We start from the raw sequence: 24,215 nt of genomic DNA, 5'->3' as shown, positions 1-24,215 counted from the left end.
TGAAGCTGACGGGGCGTCAGATGTGAAGGGCGTGGCCGGATCGCTACGGGCCCACCAGTATCTTCGGCCTCATGAAACGGGGGAACAGGCGGCGGATCCTGGGCGAAGGCGACACACGGGCCGCCGCGGCGGCGTGCGCGGCACAGCTGCCGGTGGCCGGACTCATCGCCTTCGCGCTGACGCTCGACGACGATGACTACGGCGTCGGCGAAGGCCCGTATCTCGGCGTCCTGTGCGTACTCGTCTTCGCGCCGCTGGTGCTGCCGCTCCTCGGCCTGGCGCACACGGCCCTGGTGACGTTCCCGGCCGGCTGGTGCGGGCGGCGGGTCGCTGCCTTGCGCGGGCGCGGGCGCGGGTGGGGGTGGGGGTGGGGGCCCGGTCCCGGGTGGGTCTGGGCGCTGGTGTTCCTGCTGCCGGTCGGGGCCGCGTGGGGCGCCTTCCTCGCCGTGCTCGGCGCCCCCTTCACGGGGACGGCGCTGTGGGTCACGGCGAGCGGCATCGTGCCCACGCTGAACGTCGCGTACTGCGGACGGCGCGAGAAGCGCCTCGGCAGACCGCCGCGGAAGGTCTGGCTCCTGTCGGGGCTCGTCTCGTTCGTCCTCTCCATGGCCGTCATCGCCCTGTCGGTCCTCGCCACGAAGGCCGGACTCATCACGGAGTACGAGCCTCCGCAGCTCGCCCCCGAGCAGGTGGCGGGCGCGTGGCGGGGCGAGGACGGCGACGGGATCCGCTTCCGGCTGCGCGAGGACGGCCGCGCGGAACTGCCGGGCTGCCGGGGCGCCGCCGCCACCGGTACGTGGACGATGGACGTCGACGAGTCGCTGGGGCGGCCGGCCGTGGTGGTGGACGCGGGGGGTGGGACGTCTGGGAGTGGTGGGGCGGCCGGGGCTGGCGCGGACGGTGATGACTGCCGTGGGCGGACGAGCTGGCTGGTGGGCGGCACGGAGCACGACCCGGAACTCTTCGTGAACACCGGAGACGTGGACTCGCCCGACATCGTCAAGCTGCGACGGGAACGCTGAGCGTCGGCGGTACCGGTACGGGTGGGGGCAGCGGTTCCGGTACGGGTGGAGGGGAGCGGTCCCGGTACGGGTGGAGGGGAGCGGCCTCCGTATGGCTGGGGGTGGCGGTCCCGGTGCGGATGGGTGTCAGCGGCCTCGGTATGGCCGGGGGAGTGGCTCGGCACGGCTGGGAGCCAAGTGGCCTCGGTGCGGATGGAGGTCGGCGGTTCCGGTGCGGGTGGGGGCGGCGGTTCTGGTACGGGTGGGGGGAGCGGCCTCCGTATGGCTGGGGGTGGCGGTCCCGGTGCGGGTGCGATCAGTTGCCCCGGTAGGAGGGAGTGCGGCGCTCCACGAAGGAAGCGACGCCCTCGTTCGCGTCCCGCGTGGTCATGTTGATCTCCTGGGCCGCCGCCTCGGCGGCGAAGGCCGTCGCCCGGTCCGACTCCAGGGAGGCGTTGACCAGCTGCTTGGTCAGGGCGAGGGCACGGGTCGGCCCGGCCGCCAGCCGCTCCGCCCACTCCCGCGCCGTCTTCTCCAGCTCGTCCGCCGGTACGACCCGGTTGACGAGCCCCATCCGCTCCGCGTCGGCGGCGGACACCGAGTCCCCGAAGAACATCAGCTCCTTGGCGCGCTGCGGCCCGATCAGCCGGGGCAGCAGATACGCGCCGCCGCCGTCCGGCACCAGACCCCGGCGTACGAACACCTCGATGAACCGGGCCGGTTCGGCCGCCACCACCAGATCGCAGGCGAAGGCCAGATGGGCGCCGATGCCGGCCGCGGTGCCGTTGACCGCGGCGATCACCGGCTTCTCGCAGTCGAGGACCGCGGAGACGAGCCGCTGCGCGCCCTGTCTGATGGTGCGGGCGACATCCCCCGGCACGCGTTCACCCGTGGCGGGCGCCCCGCGCAGATCGGCGCCCGCACAGAACCCCTTGCCGGTCGCGGTGATCACGACCGCCCGCACCGCCGGGTCACCGGACGCCTCGGCGAGCAGGGCGATGACGCGTTCGCGCTGGTCCCACGTGAGGGCGTTCATGGCCTCGGGGCGGTCGAGCGTGATCCACGAGACGCCGTTGTCAGTGGTGTGCCGTATCAATGAATCGAGGGGGGCCGGGGTGTCGGGGGTCCCTGGGGTGGTGGGGGTGTCAGGGGTGTTGGGGGAGGCTGTCATGGGGGAATGGCTCCGTTTCGCGTGGAGGCGGGCTCGGTGCTGGGTGCGGGGCCGCGGGTGGGTACGGGCCCGCGGACAGGTACGGGCCGGGAGCCGGCTAGCGGCAGACTGCGAACGCGTCGAGCGCGACCGCGCCCTGCCCACGAGGCAGCACCATCAGGGGGTTGATGTCCAGCTCCGCGAGGTCGTCGGCCAGTTCGAGGGCCATGCGCTGCACTCGCAGCACCACCTCGACCAGCGCGTCGACATCCGCCGGAGCCGCGCCCCTGACCCCGTCCAGCAGGCCGTGCCCGCGCAGTTCGCGGAGCATCGCCCTGGCCTGGTCCTCGCCGAAGGGCGGCACCCGCACGGCCGCGTCCCGCAGGACCTCCACGAGCACACCGCCGAGCCCGACCGTCACGGTGGGGCCGAAGAGTGGATCCTGCGTGACGCCGACGACCATCTCGACGCCCCGCTCGACCATCTGGCAGACCAGGACGCCGTCGAGCGTGACGCCCTCGTAGCGGGCGATGTCCATGAGCTCCCGGTAGGCGTCCCGCACCTGGCTCGCCGAGGTCAGCCCGACCTTGACCAGGCCCAGTTCGGTCTTGTGCGCGAGCTGCGCCCCCGACGCCTTCATGACGACCGGATAGCCGACGAGCCCGGCCGCCCGGACGGCCGCCGCCGCGCTGGTCACCAACTGCTCCCGCGGCACCCGGATCCCGTACGCGCGCAGCAGCTGCTTCGCCGCGTGCTCGCTGAGCTGCTGGCCGGGCCGCATCAGGGCCTGCGCCTTGCGGAAGGACGGGGAGGGGGTGCGCGGCGCCTCGTCGAACGGCGAGCGGTAGCGGGCGGTGAAGCGGTGGTGGTCGAGATGGGCGCGTACCGCCGTGATGCAGTTGGCGAAGGTGCGGAAGGTCGCGACGCGCGAGGAGCCGAGGAGCGTCTTGCGGTAGGCGTCCTCGGTGCCGACGGGCGAGCCCCACACCACGCACACCAGCTTGTCCGTCCGCTCCGCGGCGTCCACCAGGTCCTGCGCCAGCTTGTCGCTCATCGGCGGGAAGGGGCCGGTGATCGGGCAGATCAACACGCCCACCTGCGGGTCGTCCAGGATCGCGTCGATGATCTTTCGGCCGCGCCAGTCGCCGACGGGGTGCCCGCCGTTGTCGATGGGGTTGGCGACGTTCAGGTACTCCGGTATCCACTGGTGCAGCTCCGCCTGCTTGGCCTCGGAGAGCGTGGGGAGGCGCAGCCCCGCCTCGGTCGCCAGGTCCGAGAAGTGCGCGCCCGTGCCGCCCGAGATCGAATAGACGGCGACGCCGTCGGCCTGCGGGGTGCGCGCCCGCGCCAGCAGGGCGGACGTGTCCTGGAGCTCGTCGAGTCCGTCGACGCGGATCACTCCGAACTGCCGCATCGCCGCGTCCACCACCGTGTCGGCGCCGGTCAGTTTGCCGGTGTGTGAGGCGGCCGTCCTGGCGCCGGTCTCGGTGCGGCCGACCTTCACCGCGACGACCGGCACGCCGCGCCGGGCCGCGCGGTCGGCGGCGAGCAGGAAGGCGCGGCCGTCCTTGAGTCCCTCGACGTAGCAGGCGATGGCGCCGACCTCGGGGCGTTCGGCGAAGTAGGAGATGAAGTCGGAGGTCTCGAGGTCGGCCTCGTTGCCGGTGGGCGCCCAGTGGGAGAGGCGTACGCCGAGCTCCTGCAGGGCGAAGACGGGGCGGCCCTGGTGGCCGGACTGGGTGATCAGCGCGATGGCGGGGCCGTCGAGGTCCTCGCGGAACTCCTCGAAGGCGTTGAGATTGGTGTTCGGTCCGAGCAGGCGGAGGCCCGAGCGCCGGACGGCGGCCGCGAGCCGGTCCTGGGCGGCGGCGCCCTCCTCGCCGGTCTCGGCGAACCCGGAGGCGAAGGCGACGGCGAACTTCACCTTCGCCTCGGCGAGTTCCTCGATGACGGGCAGCGGGTCGCCGACGAGCAGCGCGGCGAGGTCGACCTGTTCGGGCAGGTCCGCCACGGAAGGGACGCAGGGGATGCCGAAGACCGTGGAGCGGGTGGGGTGTACGGGGTGCAGTCGCGCGCCGACCCGCTCGGCCCAGGCGATGAGCTGGCGGGTGATGCCGGTGTTGGGGCGGCCCTCGGCGTCCGACGCGCCGATCACGGCGACGGAGGCGGGGCGGAAGAACCGGTCGAGGTCGGGTACGCCGGCGTACAGCGGCCGGCCGCTGACGTCCAGGTCGTCCGCCGTGACGGCTCTGCCGTGGACGGCGTGGGGTGGGAGTTCGCCGCAGGCCACAACATGCGCGCGGCGGGGGTCGGTGGTGAAGGTGCCGTGAGTCGATCCAAGCATCGGTCCGCCCGCTCCTGTGTGACAGCACTTAGCACTTAACTGACGCATAGTCAGATTACTGAACTGACGCTGTGTCAGGAATGGGGCTGCAGGCAAAGCCTGGCGTGGGGGCCTGGCTGGGGGGGCGGGGCTGGGGTGGGGCGGAGGTGCGGAGTGGTGCGGGTGTCTACGGAACCGTAGGGTCCGGGGCTTGCCAAGGGGGTGAATCAGCCGTCCGGGGTGGTGGTTGGCGCGTGAAGGGTGGGTGGGGGCCGTGCTGCTTCGGCGGCTGCCGGCGCGTTTTGGCCGGGTTTCCGTGGTGCGGGGCCGCGGGGGTATGTGCGTACTCGCCATCCCTGCGCCACGCCGTGCGGACAAAGGCGCCAGTGTTTGCTCGGTGCTCCGTTCGCACATACCCCCACGTCCCCTCCCGTCTCGGGGGCCGGTGCGGGTCGGTGGTCCGGGCTACTTGGCTATCGCCTTCGCTATCTTCCGGGCGTCCCGGGCCAGTTCGCGGAACATGCCGCTGAGGGGGTTCGTGAAGCCGGTGAAGTAGAGGGCCTTGGCGTGCTTCGCGGTGCGGCGGCCGTGGGTGGTCGGGCGGCCGTGTGCGTCGAGGACACCGAGGTCGCCCACGAGTCCTTCGAGGGCGCGGCGGTAGCCGGTGGCGGCGATGACGACGTCCGGGCCGATCCTGCTGCCGTCGGCGAGGGCGACCTTGCCGTCCTCGAAGGATTCGACGGCGGCGACCGGTTCGACCCGGCCCTGGCGCACGGCGTCGATCAGGCCGACGTCCTGGACCGGGATCGCGCCCTGGCGGGCGCGGGTGTAGAGGCCGGTGGTGGGGCGGGGGAGCCCCTTGTGCGACAGGTCGGGGACGCCGGCCCTGGTGACCGGCCCCGCGAGCCGGTCGACGAGGGCGACCGGGAGCCTGCGGCACAGGATGCCGGAGAGCTGCGCGGGCCACCCGGCGGTGGAGCGGCGCACGATGTGCGGGGCGGTGCGCACCGCGAGGCGGACTCGGGCGGCGCCGCCCTCGGCGAGGTCGACGGCGATCTCGGCGCCGGTGTTGCCGGCGCCGACGACGAGGACGTCCTTGCCGGTGTAGGGGCGGGGGTTGCGGTAGCCGGCGGCGTGCAGGAGTTCGCCGGTGTACGTGTCGCGGCCGGGCCAGTCCGGCAGGTGGGGGGTGTGGTTGTAGCCGGTGGCGACCACCACGGCGCGGGCGGTCAGCTGCCGTCCGCCGGTGGCGTGCAGCAGCCAGCCGGTGCCGTCGGCGGGTTCGAGGGCGGTCACCTCGACTCCGGTGACGATGTCGAGCCGGTGGTGCTCGGCATACTTCTCCAGGTAGCGGATGACGTTGTCGCGCGACACCCAGCGCCCTGACGACCGCGGGATGGGCAGTCCGGGGAGTGCGGAGAGGCGGCGGGTCGTGTGCAGGTGGAGGCGGTCGTAGTGGCCGCGCCAGGAGGCGCCGACGTGCTCGGACTTCTCCAGGACGACCGCGCGGACGCCGCGTGCGCCCAGGGCCGCCGCGACGGCGAGGCCGCCGGGTCCGCCGCCGATGACGTAGACGGGGTGCTCCTGCTGGGGTGGAGTAAGCGGAGGGGACGAGTCGGCCATGACTGGAGAGTAACCGCGCGACTACTTGATGGGTGACGGTCAAGTCCGAAACCGGTTGCGAATTGATCACGAGGGTCCCTCTTGCGCGGGGGGTGGTGAGTGAGATGAACTGACGTACCGTCAGGTGGTGGGTGTGGGTGGTGTGTTCGGGTGGTGTGGGGTCTTCTTCGGTAGTTCGTCGCTCTTTGATGGGACCTGTTTGCATGGAGCAGCGCTTTGACCTTCCCGAGATCGATGACTTCACCCGGCCCTACTGGGATGCCGCCGCCGAGGGCCATCTGTTGATCCGACGCTGTGGCGCGTGCGGGGTGGCCCACCACTACCCGCGCGAGTTCTGCCCGCGCTGCTGGAGCGAGGACGTCGCCTGGGAGCGGGCTAGCGGGCGGGCCACGCTCTACACCTGGTCGGTCGTGCACCGGAACGACCTGCCGCCGTTCGGCAGCCGCGTCCCGTACGTCGCCGCCGTCGTCGATCTGGCGGAGGGACCGCGCATGATGACGGAAATCGTCGGGTGTGAGGAGGGTGTTTTGAGGGTCGGGATGGCGGTGGAGGTTGCGTTCCGGGAAGCGGCCGAGGGCCTTGCCGTTGCGGTGTTCCGGCCCATTTGACGCGGAAGAATTCGGAGGCGGGGGGCGCGGGGGAAGATGGGACATGCCCGTAGATCCTTCAGTACTCACGATGTCGACCGTTCCCGGCTGGGAGTTCACCGGCGATCTTGATGGTTTTCTTGGTCGCGCCGGTGCATTTCTGTACTCCGAACCCGCTCTGCATACCGTTCTGTTGAGCGTCACCGAGGTGTTGCGGATGCGTGGGCTCCGGGCGTACGGGGACGGGGATCCCCTCTTCGGTACGTATGTCGAGGACGGTGCCGTCCGGGGTGCCTTCTTGCGGACCCCGCCGCACCGTGTGACCCTCACTCCGGTCGGTTCCGAGGCCGCCGGTTCCCTTGTCCGGCAGCTCGCTCCGGTCGCCCCCGACCTGCCCGGAGTCGCCGCCGAGCGGGACACCGCCGAGGCCTTCGCGCGGGCCTGGCAGGAGCACACGGGGGCGCCCGGCTCGCTCGGCGTGCGCCAGCGCCTGTACCGGCTCGGCAAGCTCGCGCCGCCCGAGCCCGCCCCGGCCGGCCGCGCCCGCGTGGCCACGGCGGCCGACCGGGAGCTGCTGGGCCGCTGGCACGAGGAGTTCGGCGAGGCCGTCGGCGAGCGTCCCGCCATGGCCCCGGGCGACTGGGCGGACGCCCGTATCGCCTACGGCGGCGTCACCCTCTGGGAGACCCCCGACGGCACCCCCGTCGCCATGGCGGGCGTCACGCCCCGCGTCGCGGGCCAGGTCCGCGTGGCCCCCGTCTACACCCCCGCCGGGCTCCGCGGCCGCGGCTACGGCGGTGCCGCCACCGCCGCCGCCACCCGCGCCGCCCTTGACGCGGGCGCCGACGAGGTGCTGCTCTTCACGGACCTGGGGAACGCGACCAGCAACGGCCTCTACCAGCGCATCGGGTACCGCCCCGTCCGGGACTTCGCCCAGTACGACTTCGGCTAGGGCGGGTCACGGCCACAGCAGCTCCTTGAGCCAACGGCCCTCCGTCCGCCGGTACCGCAGCCGCACGTGCCGGCGTCGTGCGTCCCCCTGGAAGAACTCCGCCTCTACGGGGTCGAGGACGTACAGCGTCCACGTCGGCGCGTCCGCGTCCGGTTCCGCCCGGGCGCGCTCCCAGGCGGCCTCGGACGACCGCGCCAGCTCCCCGTACTCCGCGAGGATGTCGCTCTGCCGGCCCACCAGCGCGGCGGCCAGCGCCCCGGTCGACCTGGCGTGCAGGTCGGCGAGGCTCTCGGCGTGGGGTGCCGTGGTGACCCGGCCCCTGATCCGGATCTGCCGGCCCTGCGCCGCCCAGTAGAAGTGCAGGGCGGCCTCCGGCCTGGCCGCGAGCTGGCGGCCCTTCCTGCTGGTCGCGTGCGAGGCGAAGTGCCAGCCGCGGTCGTCCGCGTCGTGCAGCATGACGGTGCGCGCGTCGGGGCCGCCGTCCCGCGCCACGGTCGCCAGGGTCATGGTGTGCGGTTCGGCCTGTCCGGCGGCGACCGCCTCCGCGAACCACGCGTGGAACAGGGGGAGCGGGGCGTCGGGCGCGGCGGCGGTGTCGAAGGCGGGCAGCTCGACGTCCCAGACCCGCTGGGCCCTGAGCAGCCGCCGGAACGCGGCGGCGGGGGTGTCGGCGGCGTCGGGCCCGGGGGGTGGGGCGGGTGTCGTCATACGGTGATTGTCCTCGGGGCGGCTCGGCTTCTCTCACCCCCGGCCGAGGATCACCGTCCCCGACGAGCAGAACCAGCCGCCGGTCCCGGACGCCACCGCCAGTTCGGGCAGGGTGCCGTCGGCGCGTCTGACCTGGCCCTCGCCCGCGCGGCCGCGCAGTTGGCGTACCGCCTCGACGAGGAGGAACAGGCCCCGCATGCCCGGGTGCTGGGCGGAGAGGCCGCCGCCGTCCGTGTTGGTGGGGAGTCCGCCGTCCCGCAGCAGGCGGCCCTTCTCGACGAAGGAACCGCCCTCGCCCTTCGCGCAGAAGCCGAGGTCCTCCAGGGTCACCAGGGTCATGTACGTGAAGGCGTCGTAGATCTCCGCGATGTCGATGTCCGCGGGGCGCACCCCCGCCCGCTCGAAGGCGAGGCGGCCGCTGACGGCCGCCGGGGAGACCGTGAAGTCGTCCCACTCCGACATGGTGGTGTGCGAGACGTGCTCGCCCGCGCCGAGCACCCACACCGGTTCGGCGGCGCAGTCCCGCGCGTACTCCTCCGCGGCGAGCAGCACGGCGCAGCCGCCGTCGGAGCGGATGCAGCAGTGCAGCTTGGTGAACGGGTCCGCGATCATCGGTCCGCCGAGCACCTCGTCGAGGGTGATCGGGTCGCGGAACATGGCGTCCGGGTTGGTCGCCGCGTTGGCCCTGGCCTGGACGGCCACCGAGGCGAGCTGCTCCAGCGTCGTGCCGTACCGGTGCATGTGGCGGCGGGCCGCCATCGCGTACTTGGCGATCAGGGAGTGGCCGTACGGGACTTCGAACTGGAGCGGGCCGCGGGCGCCGAAGGAGAGGTTCGAGGTGCGGCGCCGTGCCTTGATGTCGGCGCGGGCGGTGGATCCGTAGACGAGCAGGACGGCGTCGGCCCGGCCCGCCGCTATCGCCTCCGTCGCGTGGGCGGCCATGACCTCCCAGGTGGCGCCGCCGACCGAGGTCGAGTCGGCCCAGCGGGGTTTGAGGCCCAGGTACTCGGCGACCTCGATCGGGGCGAGGGTGCCGAGGCCGGCCGAGGCGATGCCGTCGATGACGTCGCGGCCGAGGCCGGAGTCGGCGAGGGCGCGGCGGGCGGCCTGGGCGTGCAGGGCGTAGGGCGTGGCCTCGTCGACCCGGCCGCAGTCCGAGAGGGCGGCACCGACGACGGCGACCTTGCGGGAGGTGGAGCGGGTGGGAGCAGCCATGAATCTGACGGTACATCAGATGAGGGAGTGTGAGGCAGGGGCGGTGGTCCGTCGTGGGGTGTCATCGCTCTGTGCATATCGGTGTCACCGGCCTAGCATGACGCCCCGTCAGATTCGGGTCCGGGTCGCCGTGCCCGGGGGAGGAGCCTGCCGATGGACGCCGCCTTCAGCGCGGAGCAGGGCGAGATCCGCCGCACCCTTCGCGAGATGATCACCAAGCGGTGCGGGCCCGACGAGGTCAAGGCGGCCGTCCGCACCCCGGCCGGGCACGACGCCGCGCTCTGGACCGCCCTCGCCGAACAGCTGGGCCTGCCCGGCCTCGCGATCCCCGAGGTCTACGGAGGCGTCGGCTGTACGGCGGCGGAACTCGCCCTCGGGTGCGAGGAGTTGGGGCGTGCCCTCGCGCCCACGCCGCTCTTCGCCACCGCCGTACTCGCCGCCCCCCTGATCCTCGCGCTCGGCACCGAGGAGCAGCGCACCGGCCTCCTTCCCCGGATCGCCGCCGGTGCGCTGACCGCCGCCCTCGTCGTCCCCGGCACCGGACTCGCCACCGCGCTCGGCCTCGCCGGGGACAACCGGGGCGACTGGGCGGGGGGCGGCCGGGCGGGCGGCGTGCAGGCGCGGCAGGCCGACGGGGGGTGGCGGCTGTACGGGCAGGCCGAGCAGGTCATCGACGGCCACAGCGCGGGGCTGCTCGTGGTGGCCGCGCACGCGGGCGGCTTCGCCCGCTCCCGTACGCTCCTCTTCCTCGTACGCGAGGGAGCGCCCGGCATGGTGCGCACACGGCAGACCGCCCTCGATGAGACCCGCACCCAGGCCCGCGTCGAACTGCGCGACGTGGCGGCGGAGTTGCTCGGCGACGAGCAGGCCGACGTGCCGGCCGCGCTCGCCGCCGCGGGGGACGTCGCCGCCACCGTCGTCGCGGCGGAGGCCGTCGGCGCGGCCGACCGGGCGTTGGAGCGCACCGTCGAATACGTCCGGCAGCGCGAGCAGTTCGGGCGGGCGATCGGCTCCTTCCAGGCGGTGAAGCACCGGCTGGCCGATGTGTACGTACAGGTGCAGGCCGCGCGGTCGGCCGCCTACTACGCGGCGTGGGCCGCGGGCGCCGAGGCCGCCGGGTTCGGCGGGCAGGGCGCCGAACGGGCCGGCGGGCTCGCGCTGGCGCAGAGCCTCGACGCGCTGCGCACCGCCGCCGCCGAGGCCGTGCAGCTGCACGGCGGGATCGGCTTCACCTGGGAGCACGAGGCGCATCTGTACTTCAAGCGGGCCTCCGGCGACGAACTGCTCTTCGGCCCGGTGCACCGGCTGCGGGCGCGGGCCGCCGAACGGGCCGGCCTCTTCGCGGACCGCAGGGGCGCCGACGGCCCGGGGGAGGGCGGAGGTCAGGGTGAGGGCTCGACCCCGGCCGAAGGCTTGACCCCGGCCGAGGGTGACGGGGCCGCCGCGTCGGCCGTGCTCGGGAAGGCCGGCTGATGCCGCCCGGGCTGCGGATGGTGCAGAAGGTGTCGTCCACCCGCGCCTTCGCCAGGATCGCCCCGCACTTCATCCCCGCGATGGACCGGGCCGTGCACCGCCTGACCCGCGGCAAGGTGCTCCTGAGCGCGCGGATGCTGCCCGGCGTCATCCTGACCGCGCGGGGCGCGAAGAGCGGACTGCCGAGACGTACGCCGTTGGCGTGCATGCCCGAGGAGGGTGGGGCGGGGACCTGGCTGCTGGTCGGCTCCAACTTCGGGCGGCCCGGCCACCCCGCGTGGACGGCCAATCTGCTCGCCCACCCCGATGCGGAGATCAGCTGGCGGGGCACCGACGTGCCGGTGCGGGCGCGGCTGCTCGACGGGGAGGAGCGGGCGGCGGCCTGGGCGGCGGCGCTGGAATTCTGGCCGCCGTACGCCGCGTACCAGTCCCGGGTGGACCGGGAGATACGGCTGTTCCGTCTGGAGCGGCGCTGACCGGGACGGCGCCGGAGGGGGGTACGGGGGGGTACAGACCACAGCGGCGGATCACCTCGGTGATCCGCCGTCGGGCTGACAGGACTGGGGGGCTGGGGAAGGGGTGTGCCCGGTCGGGGCTACTTCGCCGGCTTCTTGCCGGTGACGCCCAAATGCACCAACAGGGCGAGATTGGGCTTGAGTTCGGCCTGCTTCACGCCCCACGTCTGGAAGCCGCGCTGGTGGGAGGCGACGGCGGCGAGCATCGCGACGAGGGAGCCCGCCATGGCCGCGGGGCTCACGTCCTTGTCGACCTTGCCCTTGGCCTGCAGCTCCTTGACGGTGTCCGTAAGGGAGTTGTTGACCGAATTGAGGATCTTCATCCGGATCTTGTAGAAGCGCTTGTCGCCCTCGGCGGCACCGAGGTCGACGACCCGGAGGATCGCGTCGTTCTTGCGCCAGAAGTCGAGGAAGCCCTCGACCAGGTCCTGGGAGGTCTGCCACCCCGCCTTGCCCACCCAGGAGCGGCCGTCGAGCAGCTGGGTCAACTCGGCGCCCTCCGCGGCCATTTGCTCCGCGATCTCCAGGACGGCGCCCTCCACGTCCGGGAAGTACTGGTAGAAGGTCGCGGGTGAAGTCCCCGCCTTCCGGGCGACGTCGATGACTTTGACGTCCCGGTATGGCGAGGAGCTGAGCATCTCGCTGAGGCAGTCGAGCAGCTTCTGACGCGTCGCCTGACCGCGCCGACCGGCCACGCGGCCGTCGACGGTACGTACCTGTCCTGTCATGCCGTCAGCTTACCGAGGGGTGATCGGAGCGCGATTCGGCCGAGTGCAAATGGGGTTGGGGCGCGTGAGCGCGGCGGGGGCTCACCCCACGGGAATGGAGCAAGTGTTCGAATATGTGCGGTGCGGGGGGCCGGGGCGGGAGCTAGCTTGACTGGCATGGACTACGCAGAGCAGGACACAGGGGGCGGATTCGCGCAGGGCGTGCCCTGCTGGACCGACGCGATGCTCCCCGACGTCGAGGGCGGCAAGCGGTTCTACGGTGAGCTCTTCGGGTGGACCTTCGACACCGGCCCCGGACCCGGGCCCTACGTCCAGGCCTACCGCGAGGGCCTGCCCGCCGCCGCGCTCGCCCCCAAGGCCGACGGCCGCATGCCCACCGTATGGACCGTGTACCTGGCCACGCCCGACGCGGCCGCGCTCGGCGAACGGATCAGGGCCGCCGGCGGCTCGATGATCAGAGAGGCCGTACCGGTCGGCCCCGCCGGCACGATGGCCCTCGCCGCCGACCCCGAGGGCGCCGTCTTCGGCCTCTGGCAGGCCGGCACCCACCAGGGCTTCGGCGTGCGGCGGCGCCCCGGCGCGTACCGCTGGACCGAGGTCCGCTCCCGCGACAAGGACCTGGTCGACCCCTTCTACGAGGGCGTCTTCGGATACCGCGGCACCGACCTCGACCTCGGCGGCGAGGAATTCCGCGCCTGGTCACCGCCCGGCACCGAACCCGGCCCCGGCACCGCCATCGGCGGCCGCGCCCTGCTCTCCGGCTCCGCATCCGCCGCCCGCATGCCCCCGCACTTCCTCGTCCACTTCGCCGTCACCGACGCCGACGCCACGGCCGCTGCCGCCGTCCGGCTCGGCGGACGCGTCCAGGCACCGCCCGCCGACACCCCGTACGGCAGGACCGCGGTCCTCACCGACAATCAAGGGGCGACGTTCGCCGTCCTCCAGGACTGAGCGGCCGTCCCCGGGCCCGTACGGGCCGCCCCACGGCCCCCGGCAGTGGGGTTTTGTCCCTAGACACCCCGATCCCGCCCCGGGTTCGCAACGACCGGCTCGGACAGGAAGAATCAGGGTGCGTGCCGCCGTAGCGGCTCGGTGGTGAGACGCTGCACGGGGCTGTCTTCTTCGGCGGCCGCGTACGGGGAGGTGGCAAGGCAAGTGGTGGATCAGCTGACGCAGCACGATCCGAGGCGGATCGGGCCGTTCGAGGTCCTCGGCCGACTTGGTGCCGGTGGCATGGGTCTGGTCTATCTCGCGCGCTCCGCGTCGGGGCGCCGCGTGGCGATCAAGACGGTGCGGACCGAGCTCGCCGAGGACCAGCTGTTCCGTGTCCGCTTCACGCGCGAGGTCGAGGCGGCCCGCGCCGTGTCCGGCTTCTACACGGCGGCGGTGGTCGACGCCGACCCGCGGGCCGCCGTGCCCTGGCTCGCCACGGCGTACGTCCCCGCGCCCTCCCTCGAAGAAATAGTGAATGAACACGGGCCGCTGCCCACCCAGGCCGTGCGCTGGCTGGCGGCAGGCGTGGCCGAGGCCCTGGAGTCCATCCACGGCGCCGGACTCGTCCACCGTGACCTCAAGCCCTCCAACGTCCTCGTCGTCGAGGACGGACCCCGCGTCATCGACTTCGGCATCGCCTCCGGCGTCTCCAACACCCGGCTGACCATGACGAACGTCGCCGTCGGCACACCCGCGTACATGTCACCCGAGCAGGCCAAGGACTCGCGCAGCGTCACCGGCGCCAGCGACGTCTTCTCGCTCGGCTCCACCCTCGTCTTCGCCGCCACCGGGCACGCGCCGTTCCACGGCGCCAACCCCGTCGAGACCGTCTTCATGCTGCTGCGGGAAGGGCCCGACCTCGAAGGCCTCCCCGACGAACTGCGCCCCCTCATCGAATCCTGCATGCAGATGGAGGCGACGCTGCGGCCGAGCCCCGCCGACCTCCAGGCGCAGCTCGCCCCCCACCTCTTCGCCTCCGAGAGCGCCGACAACGACGACAGCGGCACGGCATCCGCCTGGCTCCCCGAACGCGCCGTCGCCCTCATCGAGGCCCGCCGCGGCGGCCGGCCGCCCGCCCGCGTCCCCGTCTCCGCGGGCCGCAGCGGCGGCCGGGGCGCCGCCGCGGCCGCCCCGCCCGTCACCGCGCCGCCGCCCCCGCAGCTGCCGCCGCCCGCCCCCTCCCGGCCGCCCTTCGCCGTCACCCCCGACGCCGGGCCCGTGCGGCTCGCCGGCGCGAAGGTGCCGATCGGACCAGGGCCGCGCCCCGCCGACGCCCGCGGCCACGCCGCCGTCGCCGGCGACTTCGGCCTCGCCGCCTCCTGGTCGCGCTCCTCCCAGCACCGGCCCGCGGGCCACGCCGCCGAGCCGGCCGCCCCCGCCGTACCCGCGCCCGCCCCCGCACCCGACGCGGGCCCCACGTCGTGGCGGCCGTGGCGCTTCCGCATGTCCAACGACGTCTGGGGCACCCCGGCCGTCTCCGGCAACCTCGTCTACGTCACCTCCTTCGAGGTCCACGCCCTGGACGTCGGCACCGGCCGCCGCAGCTTCAAGACCCGCGACGTCGCCTGGTCCATGGCGGTGGCCGACGGCCGCATCCACGCCTCCGACGGCCCCACCCTCTACGCCCTCGACGGCGCCGACGGCTCCGACCTGTGGCGGCTCTCCACCGACGCCTGGGTCTACTCCCTCCAGGCCGACCGGGGCACCGTCGTCACCGGCACCCGCGGCGGCGGCGTCCAGGCCTGGGAGGCCGCCAACGGCGAGAAGCTCTGGGAGATCACCGGCGCCCAGACCGACTTCGAGACACCCGAGGCCGGACCCGCGGTCATCGACGGCACGGTCTACGTCTGGAAGGACGCGCGGCTGCGCGCCCTGGAGGCGCGGACCGGCGAGGAACGCTGGTCCTACCCCGTCGGCGACGCCGCCTCCTGCGGAGGCGTACCGGTACGGCTCACCCAGGCGCAGGACGGATACGTGTACGTGGCCGCGGGCAGCCGCGTCCTCGCGATCGACGTGATCAGCGGGCACGTCCGCTGGCACTTCGAAGCACCCGCCGCCTTCCTCTGCCCGCCCGCCTTCGCCCCCGGCCCCGCCGTCACCGGCGGCGGCGTGTACCTCGCCGACTACCTCGGCACGGTGTACGCCCTCGACGCGACGGACGGCCGCGACCGGTGGCGCATCGCCACGGAATCCCGCTCGTCGATCGAGCCCGTACTCGTCGCCGACGGCCACGTCCACGTCGGCAGCGGCAAGGGCCTCTACACCCTCGACGCCGTCACCGGCACCCCGAAGTGGCGCTTCCAGGCGGGCGGCGAAGTCGTCGGCGCGCCCGTCGTCGCCGACCGCCGCATCCACTTCGGCTCCACGGACCACCTCCTGTACACCCTCAAGGCCGACGACGGCCGCCTCCGCTGGAAACTGGCGACCGGCGGCGAGATCACGGGGGCGCCGGTGGTACGGGACGGAGTGGTGTACGCGTGCAGCAAGGACCGCTGCGTGTACGCGTTGGACGCGGAGCGGGGGACGGGGACGGTGCCGCGGGCCTAGGCGGGGGCCGGGGGGCCGGGGGGCTGGGGGCGCCTGGCCTAGTACTCCGGGGGCCTTGCCCCGGGCGGTGGCGCCGCCGGTGGTGGTGGCGGTGGTGTGGGCCAGGTTCTCGTGTCGTCCTCGTACGGGGGGACCTCCTGGGTCCCGTACGGGTCCGGGTGCGGCGGCGCCGGAGTCGGGACCTCCTGGGTCCCGTACGGGTCCGGATGCGGGGGCGGCGCCGGAGCCGCGTAAGGCGCCGGGTCCTCGTAATCCTGCCCGCCGGCCCCGCGCCGGCCGCGCCGCCCCCGCACCCGCCCCCTCATCACCGCCGCCGCGATCAGCAGCAGTGCTCCGCCCCCGAACGCCCCCAGCACACCCTGCCCGAGCCCCGAGCCGTCACCCGCGACGGACAGGCTGCCTCTCGCCTGGCCCTGGCGGACCATCCACAGCACCGTGAAGCCGAGTACCAGGACGCCCGCCACCGCCACGAGCAGCCGGGATCTGAGGAGCAGTCCGGCCAACGTCAGCAGTGCCGCGAAGGCGAACGGCAGGAAGAGTGAGGCGAAGAGGTTCGCCCCGGCGTCCGTGACCCCGTCGGCGGAGAACAGTTCCCCGATGCGGAAGTCACGTCCGTGACGGCCGTCGTACCAGGCTCGGAAGGGGCTCCATACGGCGGCCGTCGCTCCGATGAGAGCGAGGACCGACCCGACGACGTTGCGGACCATGGCGGGTGGCCTCCTGTGCGTGCGTCCGTGCGTCCGTGCGTGCGTAAGTGTCGCGGTGCGCAATTCGTACGCTTCTCTCAAGATCGACGCTACGCCGAGTGCGTGACCCCCGCCATGTGGCCAGACTGACCCCATGGACCAGGAAGAACGCCGCCGCGCCCGCCTCCGTGCCTGGTGGTCCCACCGGCAGGGCCTGGACGGCCGGCTTCTCGGCAGCGGTCCCGCCGACGCCCTCGCCCGCACCGGCTGGGCCCGCTCCGTCGGCGGCTCGGGCCCCTACCTGGGGCTGCGTGCCCGCTGCGGCGCCTCCCGGGAGGAGATCGACGCCGCTGTCGCACGGCTGGAGATCCACGAGCTGCCCTCCGCCCGCGGCTGCGCCTACGTGCTGCCCGCCGCCGACTATGCCCTCGGCCTCACCGTCGGCGCCCACGCCCCGGAGGCCGAGGCCCGGCAGGCGGCGAAGCATCTGGGGGTCACCCCGGCCGAGCTGGACGGCCTGTGCGAGGCCGTGCGCGGCGCCCTCGGTGACGTACCCCTGGACCCCGCGAGGATCAAGGCCGCCACCGGCGACGCCGTGCGCTCCCTCGGACCCGAGGGCAAGAAGCGCGGCCTCAGTACGACGCTGCCGCTCGCCCTCGGGCTGCTGCAGGCGCGCGGCCGGATCCGCCGCGTCCCGGTGGACGGCCGCCTCGACCAGCAGCGGTACGGCTACGTCGCCTGGGACATCGACCTCGGCGGCCTCACCCCGGAGGCCGCCCGTGCCGCTCTTGCCCGCCGCTACTTCGACTGGGCGGCGCCGGCCTCCCTCGCGCACTTCCGCTGGTTCTCCGGGCTCACCGCGGCGGCGGTGAAGGCGGCCGTCGCCGGGCTCGGCCTGGTCGACGTGGGGCAGGGGATGCTGATGCCGCCGGAGCTGGTCGACGCGTTCGAGGCGTTCGCCGCGCCCGAGGACCCCTCGTACGCCCTGCTCGCCGGCGTCGACGGCATCCACCTCCTGCACCGCGACTTCGGCCGGATCGTCGAACCGGCCGATGCCGAGCGGGAGTTCGGCGGGCGGCGCCTCGGCGGCCTGGCCGACGCGCCCGCGCACATGATCGTGGACCGGGGTCGTCTCGTCGGGCTCTGGGAGTACGACGTCGAGCGGGGCGAGGTGGTGTGGCGCGTCTTCGACGGCGCGCGGCGCGCCGGTGACCGCGCCCTGCGCGAGGCCGTGGCCGCCACCGAGGCCTTCGTGCGCGACGAACTCGGCGACGCCCGCGCCTTCAGCCTCGACTCCCCGAAGAGCAGGGCGCCGCGCGTCGCCGAGTTGAGGGCGTGAGTCGTGGCCCCCGGGGGTCCGGCCGTCTATCGCGTGCGGAACTCTCTGCCGCGCCGGGCCGCGAACAGTTCCGCCTGCCGGTCCGGCGGCAGGTTGCCCAGCGCGATCAGGTGCGGCGCGTGCGCCAGCGCCTGAGTGCGTGCCGCCTCCTTCGCCGACCAGAGAGCCCGTACCGTGCCCTGGACCGCCTCCGTGGGATGCGACGCGATCGTGACGGCGGCCCGGACCGCCGCGTCCAACGAGCCACCGGCAGGCGTCAGTTCGGAGACGAGGCCCGTCTCGTGGGCCCGGCGCGCCGAGATACGTTCCGCCGTCCCCATCAGCGCCATCCTCGCCACCTCGCCGAACGGCATGCGCTGCGCCATGTGGATCGTCTCGTACGCGCTGACCATGCCGTACGTCGTGTGCGGGTCGAAGAACGTGGCGTGCTCGTCCGCCACCACGAACTCGGCCTCGCCGATGAGGTAGAAGGCGCCTCCGCACGCCATGCCGTTGACCGCGGCGATCACCGGCTTCCAGAGGTCGTTCGCCTTCGGGCCGATCGTGAGGAGCGGATCGTCGATCGTGTACGGGGAGTCGGGCTGCGGGACGTCCGCGTCGCGATCGATGCCCGTGCAGAAAGCCCGTTCGCCCGCGCCCGTCACCACCACCGCCCGCACGGTGTCGTCGCGGCGGAACCGCCGCCAGACGCGGGAGAGTTCGGCGGCCGTGTCCAGGCCGATGGCGTTGTGGTGCTCCGGGCGGTCCAGGGTGAGGACCGCCACGCCGGTCTCCTCGTCGACCGCCACCCGCAGCCCGGCTCCCCCCATCTCCCGCGGTGTCACGGGCGCTCCAGGATCCAGCGCGGGACCACGGTCCCGCCGACGTCCGCGAAGACGACCTGCACCTTCGCGCCGATGCGGAGCCGTTCCGGGGCCACGGAGTCGAGCGGGGCGTCGGGGGCCGCGACGAGGTTGCCGACGAGACGGATGCGGGGTGCTTCGGCGAGTTCGACGACGATCGCGTTGTACGGGGCCTGGGCCGCGTAGGCGGGCAGCAGGGGCGGGTGCGGGAAGACGTAGGACCAGATGCGGCCGCGGCCGCTCATCCTGCGCCACTCGCTGTCGAAGGACCGGCAGTGGGGGCAGCAGGGGCGGGGCGGGAAGCGGAGTTCACCGCAGGCGGGGGCCGCGCAGGCCTGTATGCGGAGTTCGCCCCGGGCGGCGTAGGACCAGAAGGGGGCGCCGTCGTCGTCCACGGTGGGCGTCAGGAGGGTCTCGGTCGTCGGTGTCGCGTCTGCCATGGGAGTGTCCCTTGCCGAGTGCGGGCTTCTTGTGCTTCCTGGTGGGTGCTTGCGCGGTGGCCCCCGCCGCTCACGGGGCCCGGAGCAGCAGCGCCGAGGTGGGGACCCCCTCGCCCGCCGTCACCAGGCAGGTGGAGGCGTCGGGGACCTGCGCCGTGGAGGTGCCGCGCAGCTGTTTCACGCCTTCGTTGATGAGGTTGAAGCCGTGGACGTACGCCTCGCTGAGGCCGCCGCCGCCCGTGTTGATCGGCAGCCGTCCGCCGCTCTCCAGCGCGCCGCCCTCCGTGAAGGCGCCGCCCTCGCCGCGCCCGCAGAAGCCGTAGCCCTCCAGGGAGAGCGGGATGAGCGGCGTGAACGCGTCGTAGATCTGGGCCACGTCCACGTCCTGCGGACCGAAGTCCGCCTGTTTCCACAGGTGTCGGGCGGCCGTCCAGGCCGGTCCTGAGAGCGGGTCGTCGTTCCAGTAGTTGACCATGCCGTGGTGCTGGGCGGGCAGGCCCTGCGCGACGGAGTGGACGTACACGGGCCGTTGTCGGCAGTCGCGCGCCCGCTCGGCGGAGACGACGACGCAGGCCAGCGCGCCGTCGGTCTCCAGGCAGTTGTCGAAGAGGCAGAGGGGCTCGCTTATCCAGCGCGAGGTCATATACATGTCGCGGGTCAGCGGACGCTCGTACATCATCGCGGCCGGGTTCTGGTTGGCGCGGTTGCGGCAGGCGAGGGCGACGTTGAAGAGGTGGTCGCGCGTCGTGCCGTACTCGTGCATGTGGCGGCGGGCCAGCATCGCGATCTCGTCGGCGGGCCTGAGGAGGCCGAAGGGGCGCGTCCACTGGCCGGGCGTGGGCAGTTGCACGGTCGTGTTCTTCCAGGGGCGCGGTCCGCTGCCGCGCTTGCGCGAGCGCCAGGCGACGCCGACGCCCGCCTGCCCGGTGGCGATGGCGGCGGCGAGGTGCGCGACGGTGGCGCACGAACCGCCGCCGCCGTAGCCGACCTTGCTGAAGAAGGTGACGTCGCCCGCGCCGATGGCCTTGGCGACCTCGACCTCGTCGGTCTCCTCCATCGTGTACGAGGCGAAGGCGTCGACCTCGGCCGGGGCGATGCCCGCGTCGTCGAGGGCGGCGACGATGGCCCGGCACGCCAACTCCTTCTCGGTCTGCGGGAGTTGCTTGGCGAACGGGGTCTGGCCGATCCCGACGATCGCTGTAGCGTCCTTGAGTGAAGCCATGGGCAACGGCACCTCCGGAATGCGGGCCCCTGTCGCGGCCTGCCACCATGTCGCGGGCGCGTCCCGCCTGCTGACAGGGCGTCAGGCTACAGCTAATCTGACGGGTAGTCAGCTACACGTCGGGAGGGGCTTGCGATGCGCGGCGACCTGGAGTGGGGCAGCGTCCCGGGACTGGTGCGGGCGGCCGTCGAACGGTACGGCCCGCGCGAGGCCGTCGTCGAGGGCCGCACCCGCGTCTCATACACGCAGCTCGGCGAGCGCGTCGAGCGGGCCGCGGCCGCCTGCATGGCCGCCGGCGTCGAACCCGGCGACCGCGTGGCCGTCTGGGCGCCCAACACCCTCGACTGGATCGTCTCCGCGCTCGGCGCCGTCTCGGCCGGCGCGGTCCTCGTCCCCCTCAACACCCGCTTCAAGGGCGCGGAGGCGGCGTACGTCCTGGCCCGCAGCCGCGCCAGGCTCCTCTTCGTCACGGGCACCTTCCTCGGCACGTCCTACGTCGCATCGCTGCGCCGGGCGGCGGCCGAAGGACCGGGGGAGGGGCCGCTGCCCGGCCTGCCCCACCTGGACCAGGTGGTCGTGCTCTCCGACGACGCCCCGCCGTCCTTCCGCACCTGGAAGGAGTTCCTCGCGGGCGGCGACGGCGTGGACACGGCCGCGGTCCGCACCCGGGCGGAGTCCGTCGAGAGCTCCGCCCCCTCGGACATCATCTACACGTCAGGCACGACGGGCCGCCCCAAGGGCGCCGTCATCACCCACGCGCAGACCCTGCGCTGCTACGACGTGTGGAGCGACCTCGCCGGGCTGCGCGAGGGCGACCGCTATCTCATCGTGAACCCGTTCTTCCACACCTTCGGCTACAAGGCCGGGATCATCGCCTGCCTGATGCGCGGCGCCACGATGGTCCCGCAACCGGTCTTCAACGTGGACACGGTCCTCGCCAACGTCGCCGCGGAACGCATCTCCGTCCTGCCGGGCCCGCCCACCCTGCACCAGTCGATCCTCGACCACCCCGCCCGCGACCAGCACGACCTGTCCGCCCTGCGGCTGGTGGTCACCGGCGCCGCGGTGGTGCCGCTGCGACTGGTGGAGCGGCTGCGGACCGAACTCCGCGTCGCCACCGTCCTGACCGCGTACGGACTCTCGGAGGCCGGCGGCATCGTCACGATGTGCCGCCGCGGCGACCCGGTGGAGGTCGTCGCCGCCACCTCGGGCCGGGCCATCCCCGGCACGGAGGTCCGGGTGGTGACAGCCTCGGGCGAACCACCGGCACCCGGCCTGCCGGGCGAGGTCCTCGTCCGCGGCCACAACGTCATGCAGGGCTACTTCGAGGACCCGGCCGCCACGAAGGAGTGCCTCGGTCCCGACGGCTGGCTGCGCACCGGCGACGTCGGCGTCCTCGACGCGGACGGCAACCTCCGCATCACGGACCGCATCAAGGACATGTTCATCGTCGGCGGCTTCAACGCCTATCCGGCCGAGGTAGAACAGCTCCTCGGCCTCCACCCCGACGTGGCCGACGTCGCGGTGATCGGGGTGCCCGACCCCCGGCTCGGCGAGGTCGGCAAGGCGTACGTGGTGCGGCGCCCCGGATCCCTCGTCACGGCGGACGACCTGATCGCCTGGGCACGCCGCGAGATGGCGAACTACAAGGTCCCGCGCACGGTGGAATTCCTGGCGGCCCTGCCCCGGAACGCGAGCGGCAAGGTGCTCAAGGGCGAACTGCGGAACCGCCGGGCTGGGGCGGCCGGGGTTACTTCGTAGGGGCGGGGGTTACTCCGCAGCAGCGGACGCCGTAGCGCCCTCGGCCTCCCGGGCGATGATGGCGGCGCGCTCTTCGGCGCCGCACTCCACGCAGAACTCGTTGCCCTCCGGGTCGGCGAGGAGGACCCAGCCCCGTCCGTTCGGCCGCCGGTGATCGGCGACCTGCTTCGCGCCCAGCGCGAGGAGCCGCTCGACCTCCGCGTCGCGGTTGCGGTCCTGCGGCTGGAGATCGACGTGCAGCCGGTTCTTGACGGTCTTGCCCTCCGGCACTGTCACGAAGAGCAGCGCGATGCCGTCGGCCTCGACGAGGACCTCCGGATCACCGGGGTGGTGGTCGTCGTCGAGCGACGCGTCGAGGACCTGGGCCCAGAAGGCCGCTTGGCGGTAGGCGTCGTGGGAATCAAAGGTGAGGTGGCGCACACGGGAAACCATGGGCTGCACTATCGGCCCGGCGGAGGGAAGCTGTCCACGGAATATAGGGGCGGGACCCCTGAGCCTCCCCGCCTCCGTATCCCCACCCGTCCCCCCGGCCCCCTCCTCCTCTGCGATTCAGTGGCCGGTCGGGGGCTCGATGCAGCCGGTCTCCATGTACCGGCCGTTGGCCTTCACCTCGTAGTTGGTCTTCTGTACGAAGGCGGTGACGCAGGCGTCGTCGCCCACGTAGAGGCCGATCATCGTGCCCTCGGGGGTGATGTACTCGCTGTTCTCGTAACGCGGGTACATGTCCCGCACATCGAGCTCGCCGCCGAGCAGCTCGCCCCTGCCGGTCGTCTTGCGGACCTCGTACCCGAGCTTGCCGGTGAGCGCGGTGCGGACGCTGTCCGGATCCCACTTCTTCTGCCGCCAGAGCCGCTTCAGGACGGGCTCCATGCGGGCGACCTCGGCCTGCGCGGCCTTCAGGTCGGCGGGGGAGGTGTCGCCGGGGCGGCGGTAGGCGTTGTTGTCCCCGTTGTGGGGCGCGCCGTCGACGACTCCGGGTTCCACGTAGGGGGAGGCGCCCGGCGAGGTCTCCGCGGCCGTGGGGCCTGCGGCCGGGGCGTCTGTGGCTGTGTCGGCCGAGGCGGCGTTGGGGCGCTCGTCGCCGCAGCCGGCCAGGACGGCGGTGGCGGTCAGGAGGAGGGCGGGGACGGCGAGGCGTCTTCGGTGCGGGGCGCGTCGGGGCGCGGATGTGGCGACCATGTCCATGACTCTGCCATGGGGCCGGTACCGCCCGGTCACGACCATGCGTGCGCCTCTGCAACGATTGTGCGATGCGCAACCCGCACGTACAGACTCCCCACCCCCGCCCCCGGATCCTCTTCGTGACGGACCTCGCCTACCAGGCGAAGGGCCGCCGCTACTGCGACGAGGACATCTACCTCACCACCCGCCTCCGCGAGGACTTCGACGTGGCCCTCTGCCACCCGCTGGACGCGGCGGCCCTGGTGGAGACGGGCGCCTTCGACACGGTGGTGGTCCGCAACAGCGGCCCGGTCCTCAACTACGCGGCGGCCTGGGACGACTTCAAGGAGCGCGCGGCCCGCGCCGGCACCCGCGTGTACAACCGGCTCACCGGCCGGGCGGACATGGTGGGCAAGCAGTACCTGCTGGACCTGACGGCGGCGGGCCTGCCCGTGATCCCCACGGTCGACGACTCCCGGCACGTGGACCGCCTGCCCGAGACGCCCACGTACGCGGTGAAGCCGAAGCTGGGCGCGGACTCGATCGGCCTGGAGTTCGTGGCGCGGGAGGACCTGCCCGTCGACGCGGAGCCCGGGAGCCTGCTGATCCAGCCGCGGATCGACTTCGCGTACGAGGTCTCGTTCTACTTCGTCGACCGCACCTTCCAGTACGCCCTGTACGCCCCCGACCCCGCCCGGCGCTGGCACCTGGAGCGGTACGCCCCCACCCCCGCCGACCTGGCCTTCGCCCAGCGCTTCATCGAGTGGAACACGATCGACCACGGCATCCAGCGCGTGGACGCCTGCCGTACGAGGACCGGCGAACTCCTCCTGGTCGAACTGGAGGACCTCAACCCGTACCTGTCCCTGGACCTGGTGGACGACAGAACAAGGGAAAGGTTCGTGACGACCCTGAAGAACTCCCTGGCAGCACCCGCCTAGCCCCTGCT

21 protein-coding genes and 1 pseudogene are annotated in these 24,215 nt (G+C 73.2%); 10 read left to right on the top strand and 12 right to left on the bottom strand.

The window, feature by feature from the left end:
• Positions 1 to 71: 71 nt before the first annotated feature.
• Complete coding sequence (locus tag ACZ7DY_RS26945) at positions 72 to 1,022, top strand: hypothetical protein (RefSeq protein WP_471139296.1); 951 nt, start codon at positions 72 to 74, stop codon at positions 1,020 to 1,022.
• A gap of 295 nt (positions 1,023 to 1,317) precedes the next feature.
• Here the strand turns inward: ACZ7DY_RS26945 and ACZ7DY_RS26940 are convergent, their stop codons facing one another.
• From ACZ7DY_RS26940 to ACZ7DY_RS26930, 3 genes are all read right to left on the bottom strand, one after another.
• Entirely contained in the window at positions 1,318 to 2,172 is an 855-nt protein-coding gene (locus ACZ7DY_RS26940; protein WP_471139293.1) for an enoyl-CoA hydratase/isomerase family protein, read from the bottom strand.
• Positions 2,173 to 2,269: 97 nt separating this feature from the next.
• Positions 2,270 to 4,495, bottom strand: coding sequence for an acetate--CoA ligase family protein (locus ACZ7DY_RS26935; RefSeq protein WP_471139290.1), 2,226 nt, complete (start codon positions 4,493 to 4,495; stop codon positions 2,270 to 2,272).
• Positions 4,496 to 4,939: 444 nt separating this feature from the next.
• Positions 4,940 to 6,097, bottom strand: coding sequence for a flavin-containing monooxygenase (locus tag ACZ7DY_RS26930; RefSeq protein WP_471139288.1), 1,158 nt, complete (start codon positions 6,095 to 6,097; stop codon positions 4,940 to 4,942).
• Positions 6,098 to 6,300: 203 nt separating this feature from the next.
• Here ACZ7DY_RS26930 and ACZ7DY_RS26925 point away from each other — a divergent pair, with 203 nt between their 5' ends.
• Both ACZ7DY_RS26925 and ACZ7DY_RS26920 read left to right on the top strand, forming a co-directional pair.
• Positions 6,301 to 6,705 carry a Zn-ribbon domain-containing OB-fold protein gene (locus tag ACZ7DY_RS26925; RefSeq protein ID WP_471139285.1) on the top strand — a complete coding sequence of 135 codons (405 nt, stop codon included), beginning with the start codon at positions 6,301 to 6,303 and terminating at the stop codon, positions 6,703 to 6,705.
• Between the two features lie 70 nt (positions 6,706 to 6,775).
• Positions 6,776 to 7,636: a GNAT family N-acetyltransferase gene (locus ACZ7DY_RS26920; RefSeq protein ID WP_471139283.1), complete on the top strand. Its 861-nt coding sequence runs from the start codon at positions 6,776 to 6,778 to the stop codon at positions 7,634 to 7,636.
• Positions 7,637 to 7,642: 6 nt separating this feature from the next.
• Here the strand turns inward: ACZ7DY_RS26920 and ACZ7DY_RS26915 are convergent, their stop codons facing one another.
• Together ACZ7DY_RS26915 and ACZ7DY_RS26910 are read right to left on the bottom strand one after the other, a co-directional pair.
• Positions 7,643 to 8,344 (bottom strand): pyridoxine/pyridoxamine 5'-phosphate oxidase, encoded by a 702-nt coding sequence (locus ACZ7DY_RS26915; protein ID WP_471139281.1) that lies wholly within the window; start codon positions 8,342 to 8,344, stop codon positions 7,643 to 7,645.
• Between the two features lie 33 nt (positions 8,345 to 8,377).
• Positions 8,378 to 9,559 carry a thiolase C-terminal domain-containing protein gene (locus tag ACZ7DY_RS26910; protein WP_471139280.1) on the bottom strand — a complete coding sequence of 394 codons (1,182 nt, stop codon included), beginning with the start codon at positions 9,557 to 9,559 and terminating at the stop codon, positions 8,378 to 8,380.
• Positions 9,560 to 9,712: 153 nt separating this feature from the next.
• Here ACZ7DY_RS26910 and ACZ7DY_RS26905 point away from each other — a divergent pair, with 153 nt between their 5' ends.
• Both ACZ7DY_RS26905 and ACZ7DY_RS26900 read left to right on the top strand, forming a co-directional pair.
• A complete protein-coding gene (locus ACZ7DY_RS26905; RefSeq protein WP_471139277.1) occupies positions 9,713 to 11,032 on the top strand; it encodes an acyl-CoA dehydrogenase family protein in 1,320 nt (439 codons plus the stop codon).
• The gene (locus tag ACZ7DY_RS26900; RefSeq protein WP_471139275.1) at positions 11,032 to 11,508 is read left to right on the top strand and encodes a nitroreductase family deazaflavin-dependent oxidoreductase; all 477 of its coding nucleotides are present in this window, start codon (positions 11,032 to 11,034) and stop codon (positions 11,506 to 11,508) included. Before ACZ7DY_RS26905 ends, ACZ7DY_RS26900 begins: the two co-directional genes overlap by 1 nt.
• Positions 11,509 to 11,627: 119 nt before the next feature.
• Here the strand turns inward: ACZ7DY_RS26900 and ACZ7DY_RS26895 are convergent, their stop codons facing one another.
• A complete protein-coding gene (locus ACZ7DY_RS26895) occupies positions 11,628 to 12,275 on the bottom strand; it encodes a TetR family transcriptional regulator (RefSeq protein WP_471139274.1) in 648 nt (215 codons plus the stop codon).
• A gap of 156 nt (positions 12,276 to 12,431) precedes the next feature.
• Between ACZ7DY_RS26895 and kbpA the strand changes: the two genes are divergently transcribed.
• Together kbpA and afsK are read left to right on the top strand one after the other, a co-directional pair.
• Entirely contained in the window at positions 12,432 to 13,226 is a 795-nt protein-coding gene (gene kbpA / locus ACZ7DY_RS26890) for an AfsK-binding protein KbpA (protein ID WP_471139272.1), read from the top strand.
• Positions 13,227 to 13,430: 204 nt separating this feature from the next.
• Positions 13,431 to 15,815, top strand: a complete 2,385-nt coding sequence (gene afsK / locus ACZ7DY_RS26885) for a protein serine/threonine kinase AfsK (RefSeq protein WP_471139269.1) — start codon at positions 13,431 to 13,433, stop codon at positions 15,813 to 15,815.
• Between the two features lie 38 nt (positions 15,816 to 15,853).
• Here afsK and ACZ7DY_RS26880 read toward each other — a convergent pair whose 3' ends face one another.
• Positions 15,854 to 16,522: a hypothetical protein gene (locus ACZ7DY_RS26880; RefSeq protein WP_471139267.1), complete on the bottom strand. Its 669-nt coding sequence runs from the start codon at positions 16,520 to 16,522 to the stop codon at positions 15,854 to 15,856.
• Positions 16,523 to 16,655: 133 nt separating this feature from the next.
• Here ACZ7DY_RS26880 and ACZ7DY_RS26875 point away from each other — a divergent pair, with 133 nt between their 5' ends.
• Entirely contained in the window at positions 16,656 to 17,840 is a 1,185-nt protein-coding gene (locus tag ACZ7DY_RS26875; protein ID WP_471139264.1) for a DNA glycosylase AlkZ-like family protein, read from the top strand.
• Between the two features lie 26 nt (positions 17,841 to 17,866).
• On the opposite strand, the gene ACZ7DY_RS26870 is transcribed toward ACZ7DY_RS26875, so the two are convergent.
• The 3 genes from ACZ7DY_RS26870 to ACZ7DY_RS26860 all read right to left on the bottom strand — a co-directional run bounded on the left by ACZ7DY_RS26870 (position 17,867) and on the right by ACZ7DY_RS26860 (position 20,344).
• Entirely contained in the window at positions 17,867 to 18,649 is a 783-nt protein-coding gene (locus ACZ7DY_RS26870) for an enoyl-CoA hydratase/isomerase family protein (RefSeq protein WP_471139913.1), read from the bottom strand.
• Positions 18,650 to 18,660: 11 nt separating this feature from the next.
• Positions 18,661 to 19,122: a Zn-ribbon domain-containing OB-fold protein gene (locus tag ACZ7DY_RS26865; protein ID WP_471139262.1), complete on the bottom strand. Its 462-nt coding sequence runs from the start codon at positions 19,120 to 19,122 to the stop codon at positions 18,661 to 18,663.
• Between the two features lie 70 nt (positions 19,123 to 19,192).
• Positions 19,193 to 20,344, bottom strand: a complete 1,152-nt coding sequence (locus ACZ7DY_RS26860; RefSeq protein ID WP_471139261.1) for a lipid-transfer protein — start codon at positions 20,342 to 20,344, stop codon at positions 19,193 to 19,195.
• Positions 20,345 to 20,479: 135 nt separating this feature from the next.
• On the opposite strand from ACZ7DY_RS26860, the gene ACZ7DY_RS26855 reads away from it, so the two are divergent.
• Positions 20,480 to 22,105, top strand: a complete 1,626-nt coding sequence (locus ACZ7DY_RS26855; protein WP_471139258.1) for a FadD3 family acyl-CoA ligase — start codon at positions 20,480 to 20,482, stop codon at positions 22,103 to 22,105.
• Positions 22,106 to 22,162: 57 nt separating this feature from the next.
• Here ACZ7DY_RS26855 and ACZ7DY_RS26850 read toward each other — a convergent pair.
• Positions 22,163 to 22,537: pseudogene (locus tag ACZ7DY_RS26850) on the bottom strand (VOC family protein); the annotation flags it as partial.
• Positions 22,538 to 22,654: 117 nt separating this feature from the next.
• Positions 22,655 to 23,284, bottom strand: coding sequence for a hypothetical protein (locus tag ACZ7DY_RS26845; RefSeq protein ID WP_471139255.1), 630 nt, complete (start codon positions 23,282 to 23,284; stop codon positions 22,655 to 22,657).
• A 71-nt stretch (positions 23,285 to 23,355) separates the two neighbouring features.
• Between ACZ7DY_RS26845 and ACZ7DY_RS26840 the strand changes: the two genes are divergently transcribed.
• On the top strand, positions 23,356 to 24,207 hold the full coding sequence (locus ACZ7DY_RS26840) for an ATP-grasp domain-containing protein (RefSeq protein WP_471139252.1): 852 nt from the start codon (positions 23,356 to 23,358) through the stop codon (positions 24,205 to 24,207).
• Positions 24,208 to 24,215: the final 8 nt, after the last annotated feature.

The sequence above is a fragment of the Streptomyces sp. NPDC037013 genome (genome assembly GCF_055607265.1).
This window is presented reverse-complemented; position numbering and strand designations above follow the sequence as displayed.